Annotated in this window: 12 protein-coding genes; 6 read left to right on the plus strand and 6 right to left on the minus strand. The window is 75.3% G+C overall.

What is annotated here, in order from left to right:
• Positions 1-12: 12 nt before the first annotated feature.
• Entirely contained in the window at positions 13-1,020 is a 1,008-nt protein-coding gene (gene hrcA, locus ABD220_RS06490) for a heat-inducible transcriptional repressor HrcA (RefSeq protein ID WP_344120877.1), read from the minus strand.
• Positions 1,021-1,195: 175 nt separating this feature from the next.
• On the opposite strand from hrcA, the gene ABD220_RS06495 reads away from it, so the two are divergent.
• Together ABD220_RS06495 and ABD220_RS06500 are read left to right on the plus strand one after the other, a co-directional pair.
• Positions 1,196-2,059, plus strand: a complete 864-nt coding sequence (locus tag ABD220_RS06495; protein WP_344120879.1) for a DUF3097 domain-containing protein — start codon at positions 1,196-1,198, stop codon at positions 2,057-2,059.
• Between the two features lie 153 nt (positions 2,060-2,212).
• Positions 2,213-2,677 (plus strand): DUF4870 domain-containing protein, encoded by a 465-nt coding sequence (locus ABD220_RS06500; RefSeq protein WP_344120881.1) that lies wholly within the window; start codon positions 2,213-2,215, stop codon positions 2,675-2,677.
• A gap of 130 nt (positions 2,678-2,807) precedes the next feature.
• Here ABD220_RS06500 and hemW read toward each other — a convergent pair whose 3' ends face one another.
• Both hemW and lepA read right to left on the minus strand, forming a co-directional pair.
• On the minus strand, positions 2,808-4,046 hold the full coding sequence (hemW, locus tag ABD220_RS06505) for a radical SAM family heme chaperone HemW (RefSeq protein ID WP_344120883.1): 1,239 nt from the start codon (positions 4,044-4,046) through the stop codon (positions 2,808-2,810).
• Positions 4,046-5,902: a translation elongation factor 4 gene (gene lepA / locus ABD220_RS06510; protein WP_344120885.1), complete on the minus strand. Its 1,857-nt coding sequence runs from the start codon at positions 5,900-5,902 to the stop codon at positions 4,046-4,048. The genes hemW and lepA overlap by 1 nt, the downstream gene beginning before the upstream one ends.
• Positions 5,903-6,070: 168 nt before the next feature.
• Between lepA and ABD220_RS06515 the strand changes: the two genes are divergently transcribed.
• Together ABD220_RS06515 and rpsT are read left to right on the plus strand one after the other, a co-directional pair.
• A complete protein-coding gene (locus tag ABD220_RS06515; RefSeq protein WP_344120887.1) occupies positions 6,071-6,646 on the plus strand; it encodes a type II toxin-antitoxin system PemK/MazF family toxin in 576 nt (191 codons plus the stop codon).
• A gap of 191 nt (positions 6,647-6,837) precedes the next feature.
• On the plus strand, positions 6,838-7,098 hold the full coding sequence (rpsT, locus tag ABD220_RS06520; RefSeq protein ID WP_058873591.1) for a 30S ribosomal protein S20: 261 nt from the start codon (positions 6,838-6,840) through the stop codon (positions 7,096-7,098).
• 122 nt (positions 7,099-7,220) lie between these two features.
• Here the strand turns inward: rpsT and holA are convergent, their stop codons facing one another.
• Entirely contained in the window at positions 7,221-8,222 is a 1,002-nt protein-coding gene (gene holA, locus ABD220_RS06525; RefSeq protein WP_344120890.1) for a DNA polymerase III subunit delta, read from the minus strand.
• A 220-nt stretch (positions 8,223-8,442) separates the two neighbouring features.
• Here holA and ABD220_RS06530 point away from each other — a divergent pair, with 220 nt between their 5' ends.
• Entirely contained in the window at positions 8,443-8,667 is a 225-nt protein-coding gene (locus ABD220_RS06530; protein ID WP_344120892.1) for a hypothetical protein, read from the plus strand.
• 267 nt (positions 8,668-8,934) lie between these two features.
• Positions 8,935-11,640 carry a cation-translocating P-type ATPase gene (locus ABD220_RS06535; protein ID WP_344120894.1) on the plus strand — a complete coding sequence of 902 codons (2,706 nt, stop codon included), beginning with the start codon at positions 8,935-8,937 and terminating at the stop codon, positions 11,638-11,640.
• A 54-nt stretch (positions 11,641-11,694) separates the two neighbouring features.
• Here the strand turns inward: ABD220_RS06535 and ABD220_RS06540 are convergent, their stop codons facing one another.
• Complete coding sequence (locus ABD220_RS06540) at positions 11,695-14,274, minus strand: ComEC/Rec2 family competence protein (RefSeq protein ID WP_344120895.1); 2,580 nt, start codon at positions 14,272-14,274, stop codon at positions 11,695-11,697.
• Positions 14,271-15,320, minus strand: coding sequence for a helix-hairpin-helix domain-containing protein (locus ABD220_RS06545; protein WP_344120897.1), 1,050 nt, complete (start codon positions 15,318-15,320; stop codon positions 14,271-14,273). The genes ABD220_RS06540 and ABD220_RS06545 overlap by 4 nt, the downstream gene beginning before the upstream one ends.
• Positions 15,321-15,437: the final 117 nt, after the last annotated feature.

The raw sequence follows: 15,437 nt of genomic DNA on the forward strand, positions 1-15,437 counted from the left end.
GCCCGCGGGGGCTCAGCCCCCGAGGATACGGGAGAGGTAGCGGGCGACGGCGCGCACGGCGGCCATCGTGGACGGGTAGTCCATGCGCATGGGGCCCACGACCCCCACCTTCGACTGCGGCCCGTAGCCGGTGGCGACGACCGCCGCCTCGGACAGGGGGCCCTCGGCGTTCTCCGTGCCGATCCGCACGGCGACCCCGCGGGCGTCCTGCTCCATCTCGGAGAGCAGCCGGAGCATCACCACCTGCTCCTCGAGGGCCTCGAGCACCGGGCCGATGCTCAGGTGGAAGTCCCCGGTGGCACGGGCGAGGTTGGCGGTGCCGGCCATGACCATCCGGTGCTCGGCCCCGCCCGCCGCGAGGGCGCCGACGGCCTCCCCCACGGCCGCCGCGGCCGGCTGCAGCGGCGGCGCGGTGCCCGCCGCCATCACCGCGAGGGCGTCCGGCACCGCGGTCAGGGAGCGCCCGACCACGGCGGCCAGCACCCGGGCGCGCAGCTCGAGCAGCTGGGACTCCTCGAGGGGCGTCCGCAGCACGACCACCCGCTGGGCCACCCTGCCGTTGGTCGGGATCAGCACGACGAGCACCCGGCCGGCCCCGAGGTCCACGACCTCCACGTGGCGCACGGTGACCCCGGAGGCGTGCGGGTACTGCACGACCGCGACCTGCTGCGTGAGCTGCGCGAGCAGCCGCACGGTGCGCTCCATGACGTCGTCGATGTCCGCGGCGTCGTCGAGCAGCCGCTGGATGGCCCGCCGCTCCGGGCCCGAGAGCGGCTTGACGGCCGCGATCTGGTCGACGAACGTGCGGTACCCCTTGTCCGTGGGGATCCGACCCGAGCTCGTGTGGGGGGCCGTGATCAGGCCCTCCTCCTCGAGCGCGGCCATGTCGTTGCGCACGGTCGCGGAGGAGACGCCGAGCCGGTGCCGATCCACCAGGGCCTTGGAGCCCACGGGCTCGCGGAAGTGCACGTAGTCCTCCACGATGGCCTGCAGGATCTGCAGTCGTCTCGGATGGTTCACGTCGCTCCTCCCCGGTTCGTCGGCGCCCCCGAGCCTTCTTGGCACTCGGGCGGCCACAGTGCCAGCGCAGTCCAGTGTAGCCCCCGTGCCCGACGGCCGGTCCGGCACCCCTGGTTTGGTACGCTTCCGGCTGATCCGCGCCGGACGCGCGGCACGGCGACCCGGGAGGACGACCATGAGCGACCACGGCTGGGGGCCGCGCAGCCTCGACGACGACGCCCTCGCCCGCCGCCGGCCCGTTTCCAGGGAGGTCCCGGTCGCCCCGGGGATGCTCCTGGAGGACGTCACGACCGGCTGGGTCGGCGCCGTCGTGTCCCTGGAGACCATCGGCGGCATGCGCGTGCTGGGCCTCGAGGACCGGAGGGGGCGGGTCAAGGCCTTCCCCCTGGGACCGGGCTTCCTGCTCGAGGGCGAGCCCGTGGTCGTCGTCGGGCCCCGCCAGGCTCCCGGCACGAAGAAGCCCTCCCGCACGCGCTCGGGCTCGGTGGCCGTCGAGGGGCTGCGCGCGAGCACCGCGAAGGCCTCCCGCGTGTGGGTCGAGGGCTACCACGACGCCGAGCTGGTGGCCAAGGTCTGGGGCCACGACCTGGCAGTGGAGGGCATCGTCGTGGAGCCGCTGCACGGCATCGACGACCTGCCCGCCGCCGTGGAGCAGTTCGGGCCGGGGCCCGGGCGGCGGCTCGGCATCCTCGTGGACCACCTCGTGGCCGGCTCCAAGGAGTCCAGGATCGCCGCGGAGACCATGCGCCTGCCCGGCGCGGCGGGCAACGTCCTGGTGCTGGGGCACCCGTACGTCGACATCTGGCAGGCGGTCAAGCCGCGCACCCTCGGCGTCGACGCCTGGCCCGTGGTCCCGCGGGGCACCGACTGGAAGACCGGCACCGCCGCCGCCCTCGGGTGGCCGCACCGCACCCCCGGCGACCTGGGCCGGGCCTGGCAGCACATCCTCTCCCGCGTGGACAGCTACGCCGATCTCGAGCCGTCGTTGCTGGGACGGGTCGAGGAGCTCATCGACTTCCTCACCGCCCCCGGGGCCTGACCCGGCGGCCCCGCGCGCGGGCGCGGCCGCGGGACGTCACAAAAGCACACGCGCGCGGGCGCGGGCGCCCGGCCGGGCGGACCGGTCGGTAGGATGGTCGTGTCCCACCCACCGTCCGCGGCCCCGCCGCGATCCCACCGCCGAAGGACATCCGTGCCCGTGCAGACCGACCCCCGATCGAGCCGCGACGACGCCGGGGCCCCGTTCGAGGGCCTCTCCCCCGTGGCCCAGCCGCTGACCGTCACCGAGGACCACCAGTGGGCGACCCTGGCGCACTTCGGCGGCGTCGTCGGCTTTCTTCCCTCGTTCCTGGTCCACCGCGTCTTCCGCGGACGGGGACCGTTCACGGAGCAGGAGTCGATGGAGGCCATGAACTTCACCCTGTTGCCGACCCTCGTGGTGGTGGCCGGGATCCTGCTCGCCCCGGTGCCGTTCATCGGCTGGTTCTTCGCGCTCGCCGCCGCTGCCGCGTGGCTGCTGCTGGCCGTCGGCTCCCTGATCGGCGGGGTCAGGGTCAACCGCGGCGAGCCGCACCTCTACCGCTTCAACACCCGCCTCTACGACCGGCTCGCCGACCGGCTCCGCGCGCGGTCCCGGGAGCGCACCGCGCGCGGCTGAGACCGTGCCCGCCGGGCGCACCCGACCGGGGTGCCCGGCTCCGGTGCCGGCGTCCCGGACAGGAGCCGCGACCGTGGCGCCGCGGACCGGGGGGCTCCCGGCGCGGGCGCTCCGGACCGGGGCGCCCGCATCAGGCGAGCAGCCGCCGCACCACTGCGTCGCCCAGGAGGCGGCCCCGCAGGGTCAGCACCACCGCGCCGCGCAGCGCCGCCGCGGGCTCCACCAGCCCGTCGGCGATCAGTCCGGCCACCGCGGTGCGCCCGCCCTCGGGGAGGGCGGCCGTGGGCAGCCCGTCGCGGATCCGGGCCTCCAGCATCACGCGTTCCAGGTGCCGGGTGTCCGCGTCGAGGATCTCGCGCCCGGCCGCGGGCGACTGTCCCGCGCGCACCCGGTTCGTGTAGGGCACGGGGTGCTTCAGGTTCCACCAGCGCGTCCCGCCCACGTGCGAGTGCGCCCCGGGGCCGATCCCCCACCAGTCCTGGTTGCGCCAGTAGGCGAGGTTGTGCCGGCTGCGGTGGGCCCCGGGGTCCGTGCCGGGGCGGGCCCAGTTGCTCACCTCGTACCACTCGAAGCCGGCCTCCGCGAGGATCCGGTCGGCGAGCTCGTACTTGTCGGCCTGGTCGTCCTCGTCGATCGGCGGGACCTCCCCGCGCCGCATCCGGGCCGCCAGCTTCGTGCCGTCCTCGATGATCAGCGAGTACGCCGAGACGTGGTCGGGCTCGTAGCCCACGGCCGTGCGCACGGAGTGCTCCCAGTCGGCCAGGGACTCCCCGGGGGTGCCGTGGATGAGGTCCACGCTGACGCCCAGGCCCGCCTCGCGCGCCCACCGGACCGCGCGCGGCACGTTGTCGGGGTCGTGCGTGCGGTCCAGGACGGCGAGCACGTGCGGGACGGCCGACTGCATCCCGAAGGACACCCGGGTCACCCCCGCGGCCGCGAGCACCGCCAGGGACCCGGGCGTCACGGAGTCCGGATTGGCCTCGGTGGTCACCTCCGCCCCCTCGGCGAGCCCGAAGCTCTCGCGGGCCTGCGCGAGCACCGCGGCGAGGTCCTCGGCGGGCAGCAGCGTGGGGGTGCCGCCGCCGAAGAACACGCTGTGCAGCGGGCGGGTGGCCACCCCGGAGTCGTCCAGCACCCGGCGCGCCCAGCGGACCTCCGCCGCGGCGTCGCCGGCGTAGGCGTCCTGGGACACCCCGGGGCCGAGCTCCACGGCCGTGTAGGTGTTGAAGTCGCAGTACCCGCACCGGACCGCGCAGAACGGCACGTGCACGTAGAGACTCAGTGTGCGCTCGGCGGAGCCTTCCGCGGCAGAGGGCGGCAGCAGTCCGTCGAGCGGGCCGGGCAGGCCCTCCGGCTGGGCGGGGGCCACTACTTCTTCTTGTCCTTCGCCCCGGACTCGTCGGAGGACAGCGCCGCGACGAACGCCTCCTGGGGGACCTCCACGCGCCCGACCATCTTCATCCGCTTCTTGCCCTCCTTCTGCTTCTCGAGCAGCTTGCGCTTGCGCGAGATGTCGCCGCCATAGCACTTGGAGAGCACGTCCTTGCGGATCGCCCGGATGTTCTCGCGGGCGATCACCCGGGAGCCGATGGCCGCCTGGATGGGGACTTCGAACTGCTGGCGCGGGATGAGCTCGCGCAGCTTGCCGGTCATCATCACACCGTAGGCGTACGCCTTGTCCCGGTGGGTGATCGCGCTGAAGGCGTCCACCGGCTCGCCCTGCAGCAGGATGTCCACCTTCACGAGGTCCGCGGCCTCCTCGCCCTCGGCCTTCCAGTCCAGGGAGGCGTATCCCTTGGTGCGCGACTTCAGCTGGTCGAAGAAGTCGAAGACGATCTCGGCCAGGGGCAGCCGGTAGCGCAGCTCCACCCGGTCCTCCGAGAGGTAGTCCATGCCCTTGAGCTGACCGCGCTTGGACTGGCACAGCTCCATGATCGCGCCGATGAACTCGGACGGGGCCAGCACCGTCGCGGCGACCATGGGCTCCCGGATCTCGGCGATCTTCCCCTCGGGGAACTCCGACGGGTTCGTGACCACGCGTTCGGAGCGGTCCTCGAGGGTGACGTTGTAGCTCACGGAGGGCGCCGTCGAGATCAGGTCGAGGTTGAACTCGCGCTCGAGGCGCTCCCGGACGATCTCCAGGTGGAGCAGGCCCAGGAAGCCGCAGCGGAAGCCGAAGCCCAGGGCCGCGGAGTTCTCGGGCTCGTAGACCAGGGCGGCGTCATTGAGCTGGAGCTTGTCCAGCGCGTCGCGCAGGACCGGGTAGTCGGAGCCGTCGATGGGGAACAGTCCCGAGAAGACCATGGGCTTGGGGTCCTCGTAGCCGCCCAGGTTCTCGGCCGCCGGCCGCTGGTGGTTGGTCACGGTGTCCCCCACGCGGGACTGGCGCACGTCCTTGACCCCGGTGATGAGATAGCCCACCTCGCCCACGCCGAGGCCCTCGGTGGGCTTGGGCTCCGGTGAGATGACCCCGATCTCCAGCAGCTCGTGCTGCGCGCCGGTGGACATCATCCGGATCCGCTCGCGGGGGGTCAGCCTGCCGTCGACCACCCGGACGTAGGTGACCACCCCGCGGTAGGTGTCGTAGACGGAGTCGAAGATCATGGCCCGCGAGGGTGCGTCCGCGGCGCCCTGGGGGGCGGGGATCAGCTCCACGATCCGGTCGAGCAGGGCCTCGACGCCCTCGCCGGTCTTGCCCGACACCCGCAGCACGTCCTCCGGGTCCACGCCGATGAGGTTGCCGAGCTCCTGGGCGTACTTCTCCGGCTGGGCCGCGGGCAGGTCGATCTTGTTCAGCACCGGGATGATCGTGAGGTCGTTCTCCATGGCCAGGTAGAGGTTCGCCAGGGTCTGCGCCTCGATGCCCTGGGCGGCGTCCACCAGCAGCAGCGCGCCCTCGCAGGCGGCCAGGGAGCGGGAGACCTCGTAGGTGAAGTCCACGTGCCCGGGGGTGTCGATCATGTTCAGGGCGAAGTCCTGGCCGTCCACGTTCCAGGGCATCCGCACGGCCTGGGACTTGATGGTGATCCCGCGCTCGCGCTCGATGTCCATCCGGTCCAGGTACTGGGCCTTCATCTCGCGCGTGGTGACCACGCCGGTGGCCTGCAGCATCCGGTCCGCCAGCGTGGACTTGCCGTGGTCGATGTGGGCGATGATGCAGAAGTTGCGCAGGATCGACGGGTCGGTCGAGGCGGGAACCGGGGGGTTGACGGCCAGCGGTGACACGGGCGGTCCTTTCTCCGGGAGATCGTCGCTTCCGGCAGGTCCTGGGGCTACCGGCGGGTGGACGCGCCGGGTGATTCAGCTGTCCAGTTTCCCACGTTCGGTCATGGAGGGCCATTTCGCTCCGCAGGGGACCGGCGACGCCGGAACGCCCCTGGCTAGAGTGGGCGCATGACGCTGAACCTCGGCACCCTGGCCCGGCTCGCCGCCCGCGCCGCTGACACCTACCGGCGCGCCGGACGACACCGCCCGGAGCGCCCCCGGCCGGGCGGGAGCGCCGTCTCCCGTCCGGCGCGGCCCCGGCCCACCGTGCCGTCCCGGGCCGGCGCCGACCGCCCCGAGGGCCTCTCCCGGCCCTACCCCGGGGACTGGGCCGGACCGGTCCGGCCCGTCTACCGCCCGCTGTCCGACGGCGAGGCCGATCCCGGCGAGATCGTCTGGACCTGGGTGCCCTTCGAGGAGGACCACCGCCGCGGCAAGGACCGGCCCGTGCTGGTCGTGGACCGGGCCGGGGACCGCCTGCTGTGCCTGATGCTCACCTCGCGGGACCACCACGACGGGCCGGCGCAGGATCCCGACCGCGTGGACGTCGGGACCGGGCCGTGGGACCCCCGTGGCCGGCCCTCCGAGGTCAGGCTCGACCGCGTGGTCCAGGTGCTGCCCGCCGACGTCCGGCGGGAGGGCGCGGTGCTGCCCGAGCACCTCTTCGACCGGGTGGCGGGACGGCTCCACCGCCTGCGCGGCTGAGCTCACGGCGCCGTGTCGGCGCCGCCCGGCGCCGGGGCTCGGTCTGCTAGACTGTTCTGCTGTGTGTCCGCGCTGGTCGTCGGGCACTGCAGGGCGGTCGCCACACGGGCGTCCCCACTCCCACTCAGTCACATGGCCGGCCTGTTTGCCCTCACTGACCGAATTCCGCACCCATCGCCAAGGAGTTATACGTGGCCAACATCAAGTCCCAGAAGAAGCGCAACCTCACCAACGAGAAGGCGCGCCTGCGCAACAACGCGTACAAGTCCGAGCTGAAGACGCTGGTCCGCCGCGTCGACGAGGCCGTCGGCGCCTCGGACAAGGAGACCGCCCAGGACGCCCTGCGCGTCGTCTCCCGCAAGCTCGACAAGGCCGTCAGCAAGGGCGTCCTGCACAAGAACAACGCGGCCAACAAGAAGTCCGGTCTGGCCAAGCTGGTCGCCAAGATCTGATCACGGTTCCCCGCGAACCGCGCCCGCCGCACCGGCGGGACGCACGGAGGCCCCGTCCCGCGCAGGGACGGGGCCTCCGTGCGTCCCGCCGGCGATCCGGCCAGGCCGGCGCCGGGGAGGGCTCAGCGGCGGCCGGACAGGGCGATGGTCGTGATGGCCCGCTCCACCGCGTAGGCGGGGTCCCGGCCCTCCCCCTTGACCTGGGCGTCGGCCTCGGCCAGCGCCCGCAGCGCCCGCACGAGGTCCTCCTCGGAGAAGCGCCGGGACTCCTCCTGGGCCCGCTCCACCTGCCACGGGGCCGCCCCGATGCGCTGGGCGAGCTGGCCCGCGCCGCCGCGGGTCCCGTGCACCTGGGCGATCGTGCGCAGCTTGGCGGCCAGCGCCCCGACCATCGGGACCGGGTCCACCCCGGTGTCGAGCGCCTGGCGCCACAGCTTGAGGGCGCTCTCCGCGCGCCCGGCCAGCGCGGCGTCCGCGACCTTGAACGCGGTGGCCTCCACGCGCCCGCCGTAGTACTTCTCGACGTCGTCGAAGCTGATGCTCTCCGGCCCGTCGGAGAGCAGCTGGGCGCACGCGGCGGCCAGCTCCGCCGTGCTGCTGCCCACGGCCGCCGCGAGCGCGCGGGCGGCGTCGGGGTCGATGCGGCGCCGGTGGGTGCGGAACTCGGTGACGATGAAGTCGGTCTTGTCCCGGTCGTTCTTGAGGGGCTTGCACTCGACGACGGCGGCGCCGGCGGCCTTGAGGGCGTCGAGGAGCTTCTTGCCGCGGTTGCCGCCGCTGTGCTCCCAGAGCACGACGACGTCCGGGTCGGGTGCCCGGACATAGGCGAGGCCGTCGGCGAGGCAGTCGTCGTTCATGGCGGCGAGGTTGGTGACGTGGATGAGCTTGGCGTCGTCGAACAGGGAGGGGCTGGCGAGCGCCGCGAGCTGCCCGGGGGCGTAGGCGGCGGCGTCGACGGTGGACAGCTCGACGGGGCCGCGCCGGTCCTTGAGGGCGGCGCGGACGCGGTCGCGGGCGCGGGCGGCGAGGTAGTCCTCGGGGCCGGTGAGCAGGACGAGCGGGGCGGGCTCGACGTCGCGCCAGGTGGGTCCTGCGGTGGGTGCGGGGCGTCTCGGTGGGGTCATGGCCGCCTCCTCCTGTCGTGGCGGCCGGGTCGGGCCGCGTGCTGCGGTGGGTCCCAGCCTCTCACGGCGTGGGGACACCGGCCGGCCCGGGCCGCCGGGTGGTGGACCCGGCGGGTCTGCGCCGGAACTCGCGGCGCGGAGAACGGTGGAACGGACGGCCGGCCTCCTGTACGGTCGGGAACGGCATGTGAGACCCGTCACCCCCCTCGAAGGACGCCCCATGACCGCGCTTCCCCGCCTCGCCGTCCCCGCACTCGCCCTGGGCGTCCTGAGCATGGCCGTCTCCCCCGCGACGGCCGGCCAGACCGGTCCCGCCGCCGGGTCCGTCACCGAGACCGCGCCCGCCGCCGCGTCCAGCGCCCCGGGCTACGCCGTGGCCGGTGCGGGCGTGCTCGCCGTGGTCGGCTCCGCCGTGGTGGCACGGCGCCGCAGCGGCATCCGCTGAGGCACCGGCTCGCCGGGTCCTCGCGGGACAGCCGCCCGAAGCGGGTTCTCCGGTCGGCGGGCCGGCCCGCAGCGGTGGCCCGCGCGCCGCGCCCGGATCGTCGCCTCCGGCACCGCGGAGCCGCAGCGCTCCCGGTGCCGGCCGCTGCCTCGCCGGGAGGGGGCCGGGGCGCCGATCGCCGCCGGGGCCGGAAAGGTGCTGCCCTGCTCCGACCGGCCGCGATCGACGGCGCTAGTCTGGGGGCACAGTCGAGCAAGCGAGGCCGCCATGAGCATTCCTTGGCACATCCGTCCCGCCGCAGACGTCACCGGAGTTCTCGGCGTGGACCCGGCGCAGGGGCTGTCGAGCGGGCAGGTCGCGGAACGGACCCGGCGCCACGGCGCCAACGTGCTGGCAGAGCCCGCCGGGGTCCCGGTCTGGCGAAAGGTCCTGAGCCTGCTCTCGGACCGGATGACGGTCGTGCTGCTGGTCGCGGCGGTCGTCTCCGCGCTCGTGTCCCGGGAGTGGAAGACACCGGTGGTGATCCTGCTGGTGGTGGGCTTCAACACGGTGCTCAACTACGTCCAGCAGGCGCGGGCCGAGTCCTCCCTGGCCGCGCTGCGGACGCTGTCCGTGGTCACCGCCCGGGTGCGCCGGGACGGCCACGTCGTGGAGGTGGACCAGGCCGAGCTGGTGCCCGGGGACATCGTGCTGCTGGAGGCCGGGGACCTCGTCCCGGCCGACGCCCGGGTGCTCGAGGCGGCACAGCTGCAGGTCGCCGAGGCGGCTCTGACCGGGGAGTCCCAGCCGGTGGACAAGAGCTCAGCCGCGGTCCCCGATCCGGACGTGCCGCTCGGGGACCGGTCCGACCTGGTCTTCATGGGCACCGAGATCACCCGCGGGCGCGGTGTCGGGGTGGTCACCGACACCGGGGCGGCCACGCAGATGGGCGCGATCGCCGGGATGCTCGAGGCCGCCGGCGAGGCCCGGACGCCGCTGCAGCGACGGATCGACCGCCTGGCCCGTCTGCTGACCCTCATCGCGTTCGTGGTCGTGGGCATCGTCGTCGTCCTCGGCCTGGTGCGCGGGCAACCCTGGACCGAGCTGATGCTGACCGCCGTGTCCCTGGCCGTGGCCACCATGCCCGAGGGGCTGCCCGCGGTCGTCGCCTTCACCCTGGCGATGGGCGCCCACCGCCTGGCCCGGCGCGGGGTGATCATCAAGCAGCTGGCGGCGGTGGAGACCCTGGGGTCCACCACGCACATCGCCACGGACAAGACGGGCACTCTCACCCTCAACGAGATGACGGTGCGGCAGCTGCTCCTGGAGGGCTCCGCGTACCGGGTCACCGGTGAGGGGTACTCCACGGAGGGGGACATCGTCGGTGACGGCGACGCCCCGGTCCGGCCGTCCCCCGAGGTCTACCTCGCGATGGCGCTGTGCAGCAACGCCACCGTGCGCGACGGGCAGGCGATGGGCGATCCCACGGAGGGCGCGCTGGTCGTGCTGGCCGGCAAGGGCGGCGTGGACGTCGAGCGGGCACGCCGGCAGCACCCGCGCGTGGCGGAGGTGCCCTTCGACTCCGCCTACATGTTCCACGCCACCTTCCACGCACAGACGGTCGCCCACGGGAGCGCCGGCTACCGCATGTTCGTCAAGGGTGCACCGAGCGTGCTGCTGGACCGGGCCGGCTCCATCCTCACCGCCGAGGGCCCCCGGCCCCTGACGGCCCAGGACTGCGACCGCATCCTCGCCGGTGTGGACGAGCTGGCCGGGCAGGGACTGCGCACCCTGCTGATCGCCGGCGGCCGCCTGGACGGTGGCGAACCGGACGCGGACCCGCTGCCCGACGACGGGGCGCAGCTGCGTGACCTCGTGCGGAGCCTGACCCTGTACTGCCTCGTGGGCATCATGGACCCGCCGCGGCCGGAGGCCGCCGATGCCATCGCCGCGGCGCACGGCGCGGGCATCGCCGTGCACATGATCACCGGGGACCACCTGCGCACCGCCTCGGCCATCGCCGAGTTCCTCGGGATCCCCGCACGTGCCGTCTCCGGAGCGGACCTCGACGCGATGGACGACGCCGAGCTGGCCGAGCGCGCCACCGGCTACGGGGTGCTGGCCCGGGTCGCCCCCGAGCACAAGATCCGCTTCGTCAAGGCCCTGCAGTCGGGCGGGGAGGTGGTGGCGATGACCGGCGACGGCGTCAACGACGCCCCGGCCCTGAAGCAGGCCGACATCGGCATCGCCATGGGCATCACCGGCACCGACGTGGCCAAGGGCGCGGCCCGGATGATCCTCACCGACGACAACTTCGCCACCATCGTGGCCGCCGTCGAGGAGGGACGGGGCATCTACGCCAACATCCTCAAGTTCGTGCGCTTCCAGCTCTCCACGACCTGGGGGTTCGTCATGGTCTTCCTGATCTGCGGGGTGACCGGGATCGCCGGCGGCGCGCCGTTCACGGCCCTGCAGATCCTGTGGGTCAACGTCATCATGGACGGTCCCCCCGCCCTGGCCCTGGGCGTGGATCCCACCGACCCCGAGGTGATGCGCCGTCCGCCGCGCCCGCCCGGGGAGGCCCTCCTGACGAGGGGGCGGGTGGCGCGCATCCTCCTGGCCGCGACCGTGATGACCGCGGGCACCCTGTCGGTGCTGCTGCTGGCCGGCACATGGTTCCCCGGCATCCCGGCCGCCGGTGCCACGGCCCTGGCGTTCACCACCTTCGTCTTCTTCCAGGTCTTCAATCTGCTCAACGTCCGCTCCGAGCACCGCACCGTGTTCAGCCGGCGCACGTTCAGCAATCGCGCCGTCTGGGCGGCCCTGGCCGCGGTCGTGGTGCTGCAGGCCGCGGTGGTGCACACCCCGCTGCTGCAGGGCGTGTTCGACACCGCCGCGTTGACCGGCGCCCAGTGGTGCGTGGCCGTGGCCATCGGGTCGACGGTCCTGTGGGCCGAGGAGCTCCGCAAGCTCATCGGGCGGACACGGCGCTGAACGCCGGCGTGCCGACAGGACTGTGCGCGGGCACGGGCGGTCCCCCGGCGCCACCTAGCGCAGGGGCACGGCGAGCAGGCGGTGCTCCCGCTGGACGATCGCCACGGCGCCGTGCTCGTCGGTGCGCAGCAACGGCACGCCGCTGCGCTCCAGATGGGCGAGGATCGCCGGGTGGGGGTGTCCGTAGTCGTTGTCCCGCCCGGCGGAGACGACGGCCAGCGCGGGGTCGGCGGCGTCGATGATGGCGGTGCCGCCGTTGCGGGCGCCGTGGTGGGAGACCTTCAGGACGTCGACGTCGACGAGCGGGCCGGCGGTGCGCAGGAGGGCGCGGGCGCCGTCCTCCTCGAGGTCCCCGGTGAGCAGCCAGGAGGTGGTCACGCCGTCCTCGCCGGTGAGCTCGGCGCGCAGCACGAGAGAGGCGTTGTTCTCGTCGGAGGAGGTCGGGTCGCTCCAGCGCCCCGGTGCGGTCGGCGGCGGGGCGAGGACGGTGAGACGCAGTCCGCCCAGGGTCCGGGTCTCCCCGGGGACGGGACGGCGGGCCGGGGTCCCCGGCAGGGCCTCGGTCAGCCCGCCCGGCGGCGCCGCACCCGCGGTGGCGTACCAGACCTCGCCGATCCGCCCGTGCTGCGCGAGCGCGGGCAGCCCGCCGGTGTGGTCCGCGTGGGCGTGGCTGAGGACGACGAGGTCCAGGTGCTCGACCCCGCTGCGCCGCAGGCACCGGGCCAGGGCCTGCGGCTCGGGACCGGTGTCCACGAGTACGGCCCGCCCGGGCGCGGTGCGCAGGAGGACGGCGTCCCCCTGGCCCACGTCGCAGAGCACGGCCTCCCACACCGGCGGCGGGCGCCGGCCGTCCACGGCGGCGCGGACGGCCAGCAGCGCGACGACGAGCAGCACGGCCGCGGCGGCGGCCGTGCGCCGGCGCCGACGCAGGTGGGCCAGCCCCCGCCAGTGCTCCTCCGGGAAGGGGGCCGGGGCGGGGCCCTCGTGCAGGGCCCCGGCCGTCGGGGCCGGGCGCCGACGGCGCACGTCGAGGGCGTGCACGGTGCACAGGAGCGCCGCGGCGGCCAGGGTCATCAGCAACACGCCCGGCAGGCCCTGGGGCCACGGGGCCAGCGCCCCCGGGACCCCGGCCAGCGCCCGGGCAGTGCCGGCGACGAGCCGCGCCGCGAGCGCGCCCGCCTCCAGTGGCAGCAGGGCCGCCGCGGCCCCTGCGCCGCCGGCGAGGTTCAGCAGCAGCAGGCCTGCCAGCCCGCACACGGTGACCACCGGCACCAGCGGTGCGGCGAGGACGTTGGCCGGCAGCGAGTACACGGGCACGGCGGGCTGGAGGAGCACGAGCACCGGGGCGCACCACAGCTGGGCGGCCGCCGGGATCGCGACCGCCACGGCGAGCACGTCCGGCACCCCGGTGCCCAGCCACCGGGTCAGGGGCCGGCCGCTGACCACGATCCCCGCGGTGGCCAGCACCGAGAGCACGAAGCCGTACTCGGCGGCGAGCGCCGGGCGAACGACGACGAGGACGATCACGGCGCCCGAGAGGGTGGCCAGGGACACGGCGGTGCGTCCCGTGAGCAGGCTGAGGGCGGCGAGTCCCCCCATCACGGCCGCGCGCAGCACGGAGGGGTCGGGGCCGACGAGGAGCACGAACGCCGCCAGGGCGCCGAGGCCGGCGGTGAGGCAGGCCCGCCGGCCGGCGCCGAAGGAGAGCGCCGCGTGCCCTGCCAGGGCCGTGACCAGGGCACAGTTGGCACCGGAGACGGCTGTCAGGTGGGTCAGCCCGGTGTCCCGCATGGCCTGCTCGAGCTCGGGCCCGATCCCGGCGCGCTCGCCGAAGGTCATCCCGGGCAGCAGCCCCGCGGCGTCGGGGCCCAGTCCGGCCGTGGCGAGCACGAAGCGCTCCCGGACCTGCTCCCGCCGGCCGGGCTCCCGCCCCGGCAGGTCCGCGGGCGGGGCGGCGGCCCGCAGCACCGGGGGCCCGGGGGACGGCGGGCCGGCGGTGAGCACCGCGGTGATCCGCTGGCCCGGGACCAGCCCCGCCCACGCGGGCCCGTCCGCGAAGACCGTGGCCGTGGCGTCGGCGGGTCCGTCACGGCCCTCGTGGGTGACGTGCTCGAGGCGCAGCTCGAGGACCACGCCGGTGCGGTCCTCACCCTCGGGTGCGGGCCCGGAGGCGGGCGCGGTCCACCGCCGGGGCGGCTGCGCGACCTCCGCCGTGACGGCCAGCGTCCCGCCTGCGGCGAGGGCCTCCCCGAGCGGGCCCCGGGAGGTGTCGTGCCGGACGGCCGCGTCGCTCAGCAGCACCGCCGTGACGGCGAGGGCGCTCAGGGCCACGGCCGACCACGGCAGGGCCCGCCACGGCCCGGCGGCGCGGGTCCGCCCGGGCGGGGGCCCCTCCCGCCGGAGGGCGCGGGCCACGACGGGCACCAGGGCGGCGCCGAGCAGCAGCGCCGCCAGGTAGAGCGCCCCGGCGGCCGCGACCCGTTCCGGGGGCAGGTGCACGGTGAGCAGGCCGGTGAGCCACGCGCCCAGGGCTGCGGGGACGAGCCGCAGGTCCCACGTGCGGCCCGGGGCGCGGGCGTCGCGGTGCTCCTGGTGCTCCAGGGCACCGGCCCACCAGTCGGCGGGGTGCCTCACACGGTCACCAGCGGGCCGATGGCCTCCATCAGGGCCGGGCCGATCCCCGGCACGGCGTCGAGGTCGGCGACAGCGGCGTATCCGCCGTGCTGCTCGCGGAACTCCACGATCCGGCCGGCCAGCACCGGGCCGACCCGTGGGAGGGTCTCGAGCTGGGCCGCGGTGGCCGTGTTGAGGTTCAGCACTCCGCCGGGGGCCGCGCCGTCCGGCTGCCCGGTCCCGGGCGGCGTTCCGGGGCCCCCGGGCGGCAGCGGGGCTCCGGGCCCGGCCTGGGTCCCGGCGTCCGGGACGGGAGCGGCTGCGCTGTCGGGGACGAGCACCTGCTGGCCGTCCGTGACCGGGGCGGCCAGGTTCACGGTGTCCGTCACCGCGGCGTCCGTGAGTCCGCCGGCGGCCTCGACCGCGTCGACGACACGCGCCCCGGCCGCGACGGACACGACGCCGGGGCGAGCCACCTCCCCGGTCACGTGGACGTACAGCGTGGACCCCGCCGAGGGCGCCGGCGCGCCGGGCGGCCCCGGCGGTACCGTCCCGGGTCCGGTTCCCGCCCCGGTGTCCGCACCGGCCGAGTCACCGTGCCCGGTGCCGTGCCCCAGGCCCTGCCCGCCGCTCTGCTGGGCGCCCGGTGCGGCAGCACCGTCCAGCTGCGCCTCGGCGAGGACGGGGCGGCCGGCGGTCTCCGGGGCCTCCCCGGTGTCCTGCCCGGGTCCCAGGACCGTCCAGGCTGGCCAGACGAGCGCGGCCACGGCGATGAGCAGCAGCGTGCCCGGGACCCGGGTCCGGGCGGCGACCTGCCGGCGGTGCCCGGGGCGCGCTCCCGGCGGCCGGTCCGGCGAGCGTCCCTCCTGCTCGCGGGCACCGGGGTGCGTGCCGGCTTCGGCCAGCAGCGCCGCCAGCCGTTCGGCGGGCCTCGCAGCGCCGGGCACCGCGCTGTCGGCGCCGGCCGCCACGGCGGGAGCAGGAGGGTCGTCGGGGGCGGAGAGGGTGCCGGGCGCAGGCGGGGTGGAGGTCGTTCGCCGTCGGTCGCGCGGCACGGTACCGTTCATGCCCCCAAGCTCACCCCGGCCGGGCACCCCCGGGGGACGGCCGGGCCCCGGCTGGGGACGCGTGAGGTCGTGGAGGGTGTCTGTGGAGCGGGGGCACCGGCCGGGGCCCGGAACCCG

It is taken from the genome of Kocuria aegyptia (assembly GCF_039530085.1).
Classification (GTDB): Bacteria; Actinomycetota; Actinomycetes; order Actinomycetales; family Micrococcaceae; genus Kocuria; species Kocuria aegyptia.

Excerpts from the sequence above, each read along its gene's own strand:
- ABD220_RS06515 (WP_344120887.1), top strand. The coding sequence starts at position 6,071 with ATGACGCTGAACCTCGGCACCCTGGCCCGGCTCGCCGCCCGCGCCGCT.
- ABD220_RS06545 (WP_344120897.1), bottom strand. The coding sequence starts at position 15,320 with ATGAACGGTACCGTGCCGCGCGACCGACGGCGAACGACCTCCACCCCG.
- ABD220_RS06535 (WP_344120894.1), top strand. The coding sequence starts at position 8,935 with ATGAGCATTCCTTGGCACATCCGTCCCGCCGCAGACGTCACCGGAGTT.
- ABD220_RS06530 (WP_344120892.1), top strand. The coding sequence starts at position 8,443 with ATGACCGCGCTTCCCCGCCTCGCCGTCCCCGCACTCGCCCTGGGCGTC.
- holA (WP_344120890.1), bottom strand. The coding sequence starts at position 8,222 with ATGACCCCACCGAGACGCCCCGCACCCACCGCAGGACCCACCTGGCGC.
- ABD220_RS06495 (WP_344120879.1), top strand. The coding sequence starts at position 1,196 with ATGAGCGACCACGGCTGGGGGCCGCGCAGCCTCGACGACGACGCCCTC.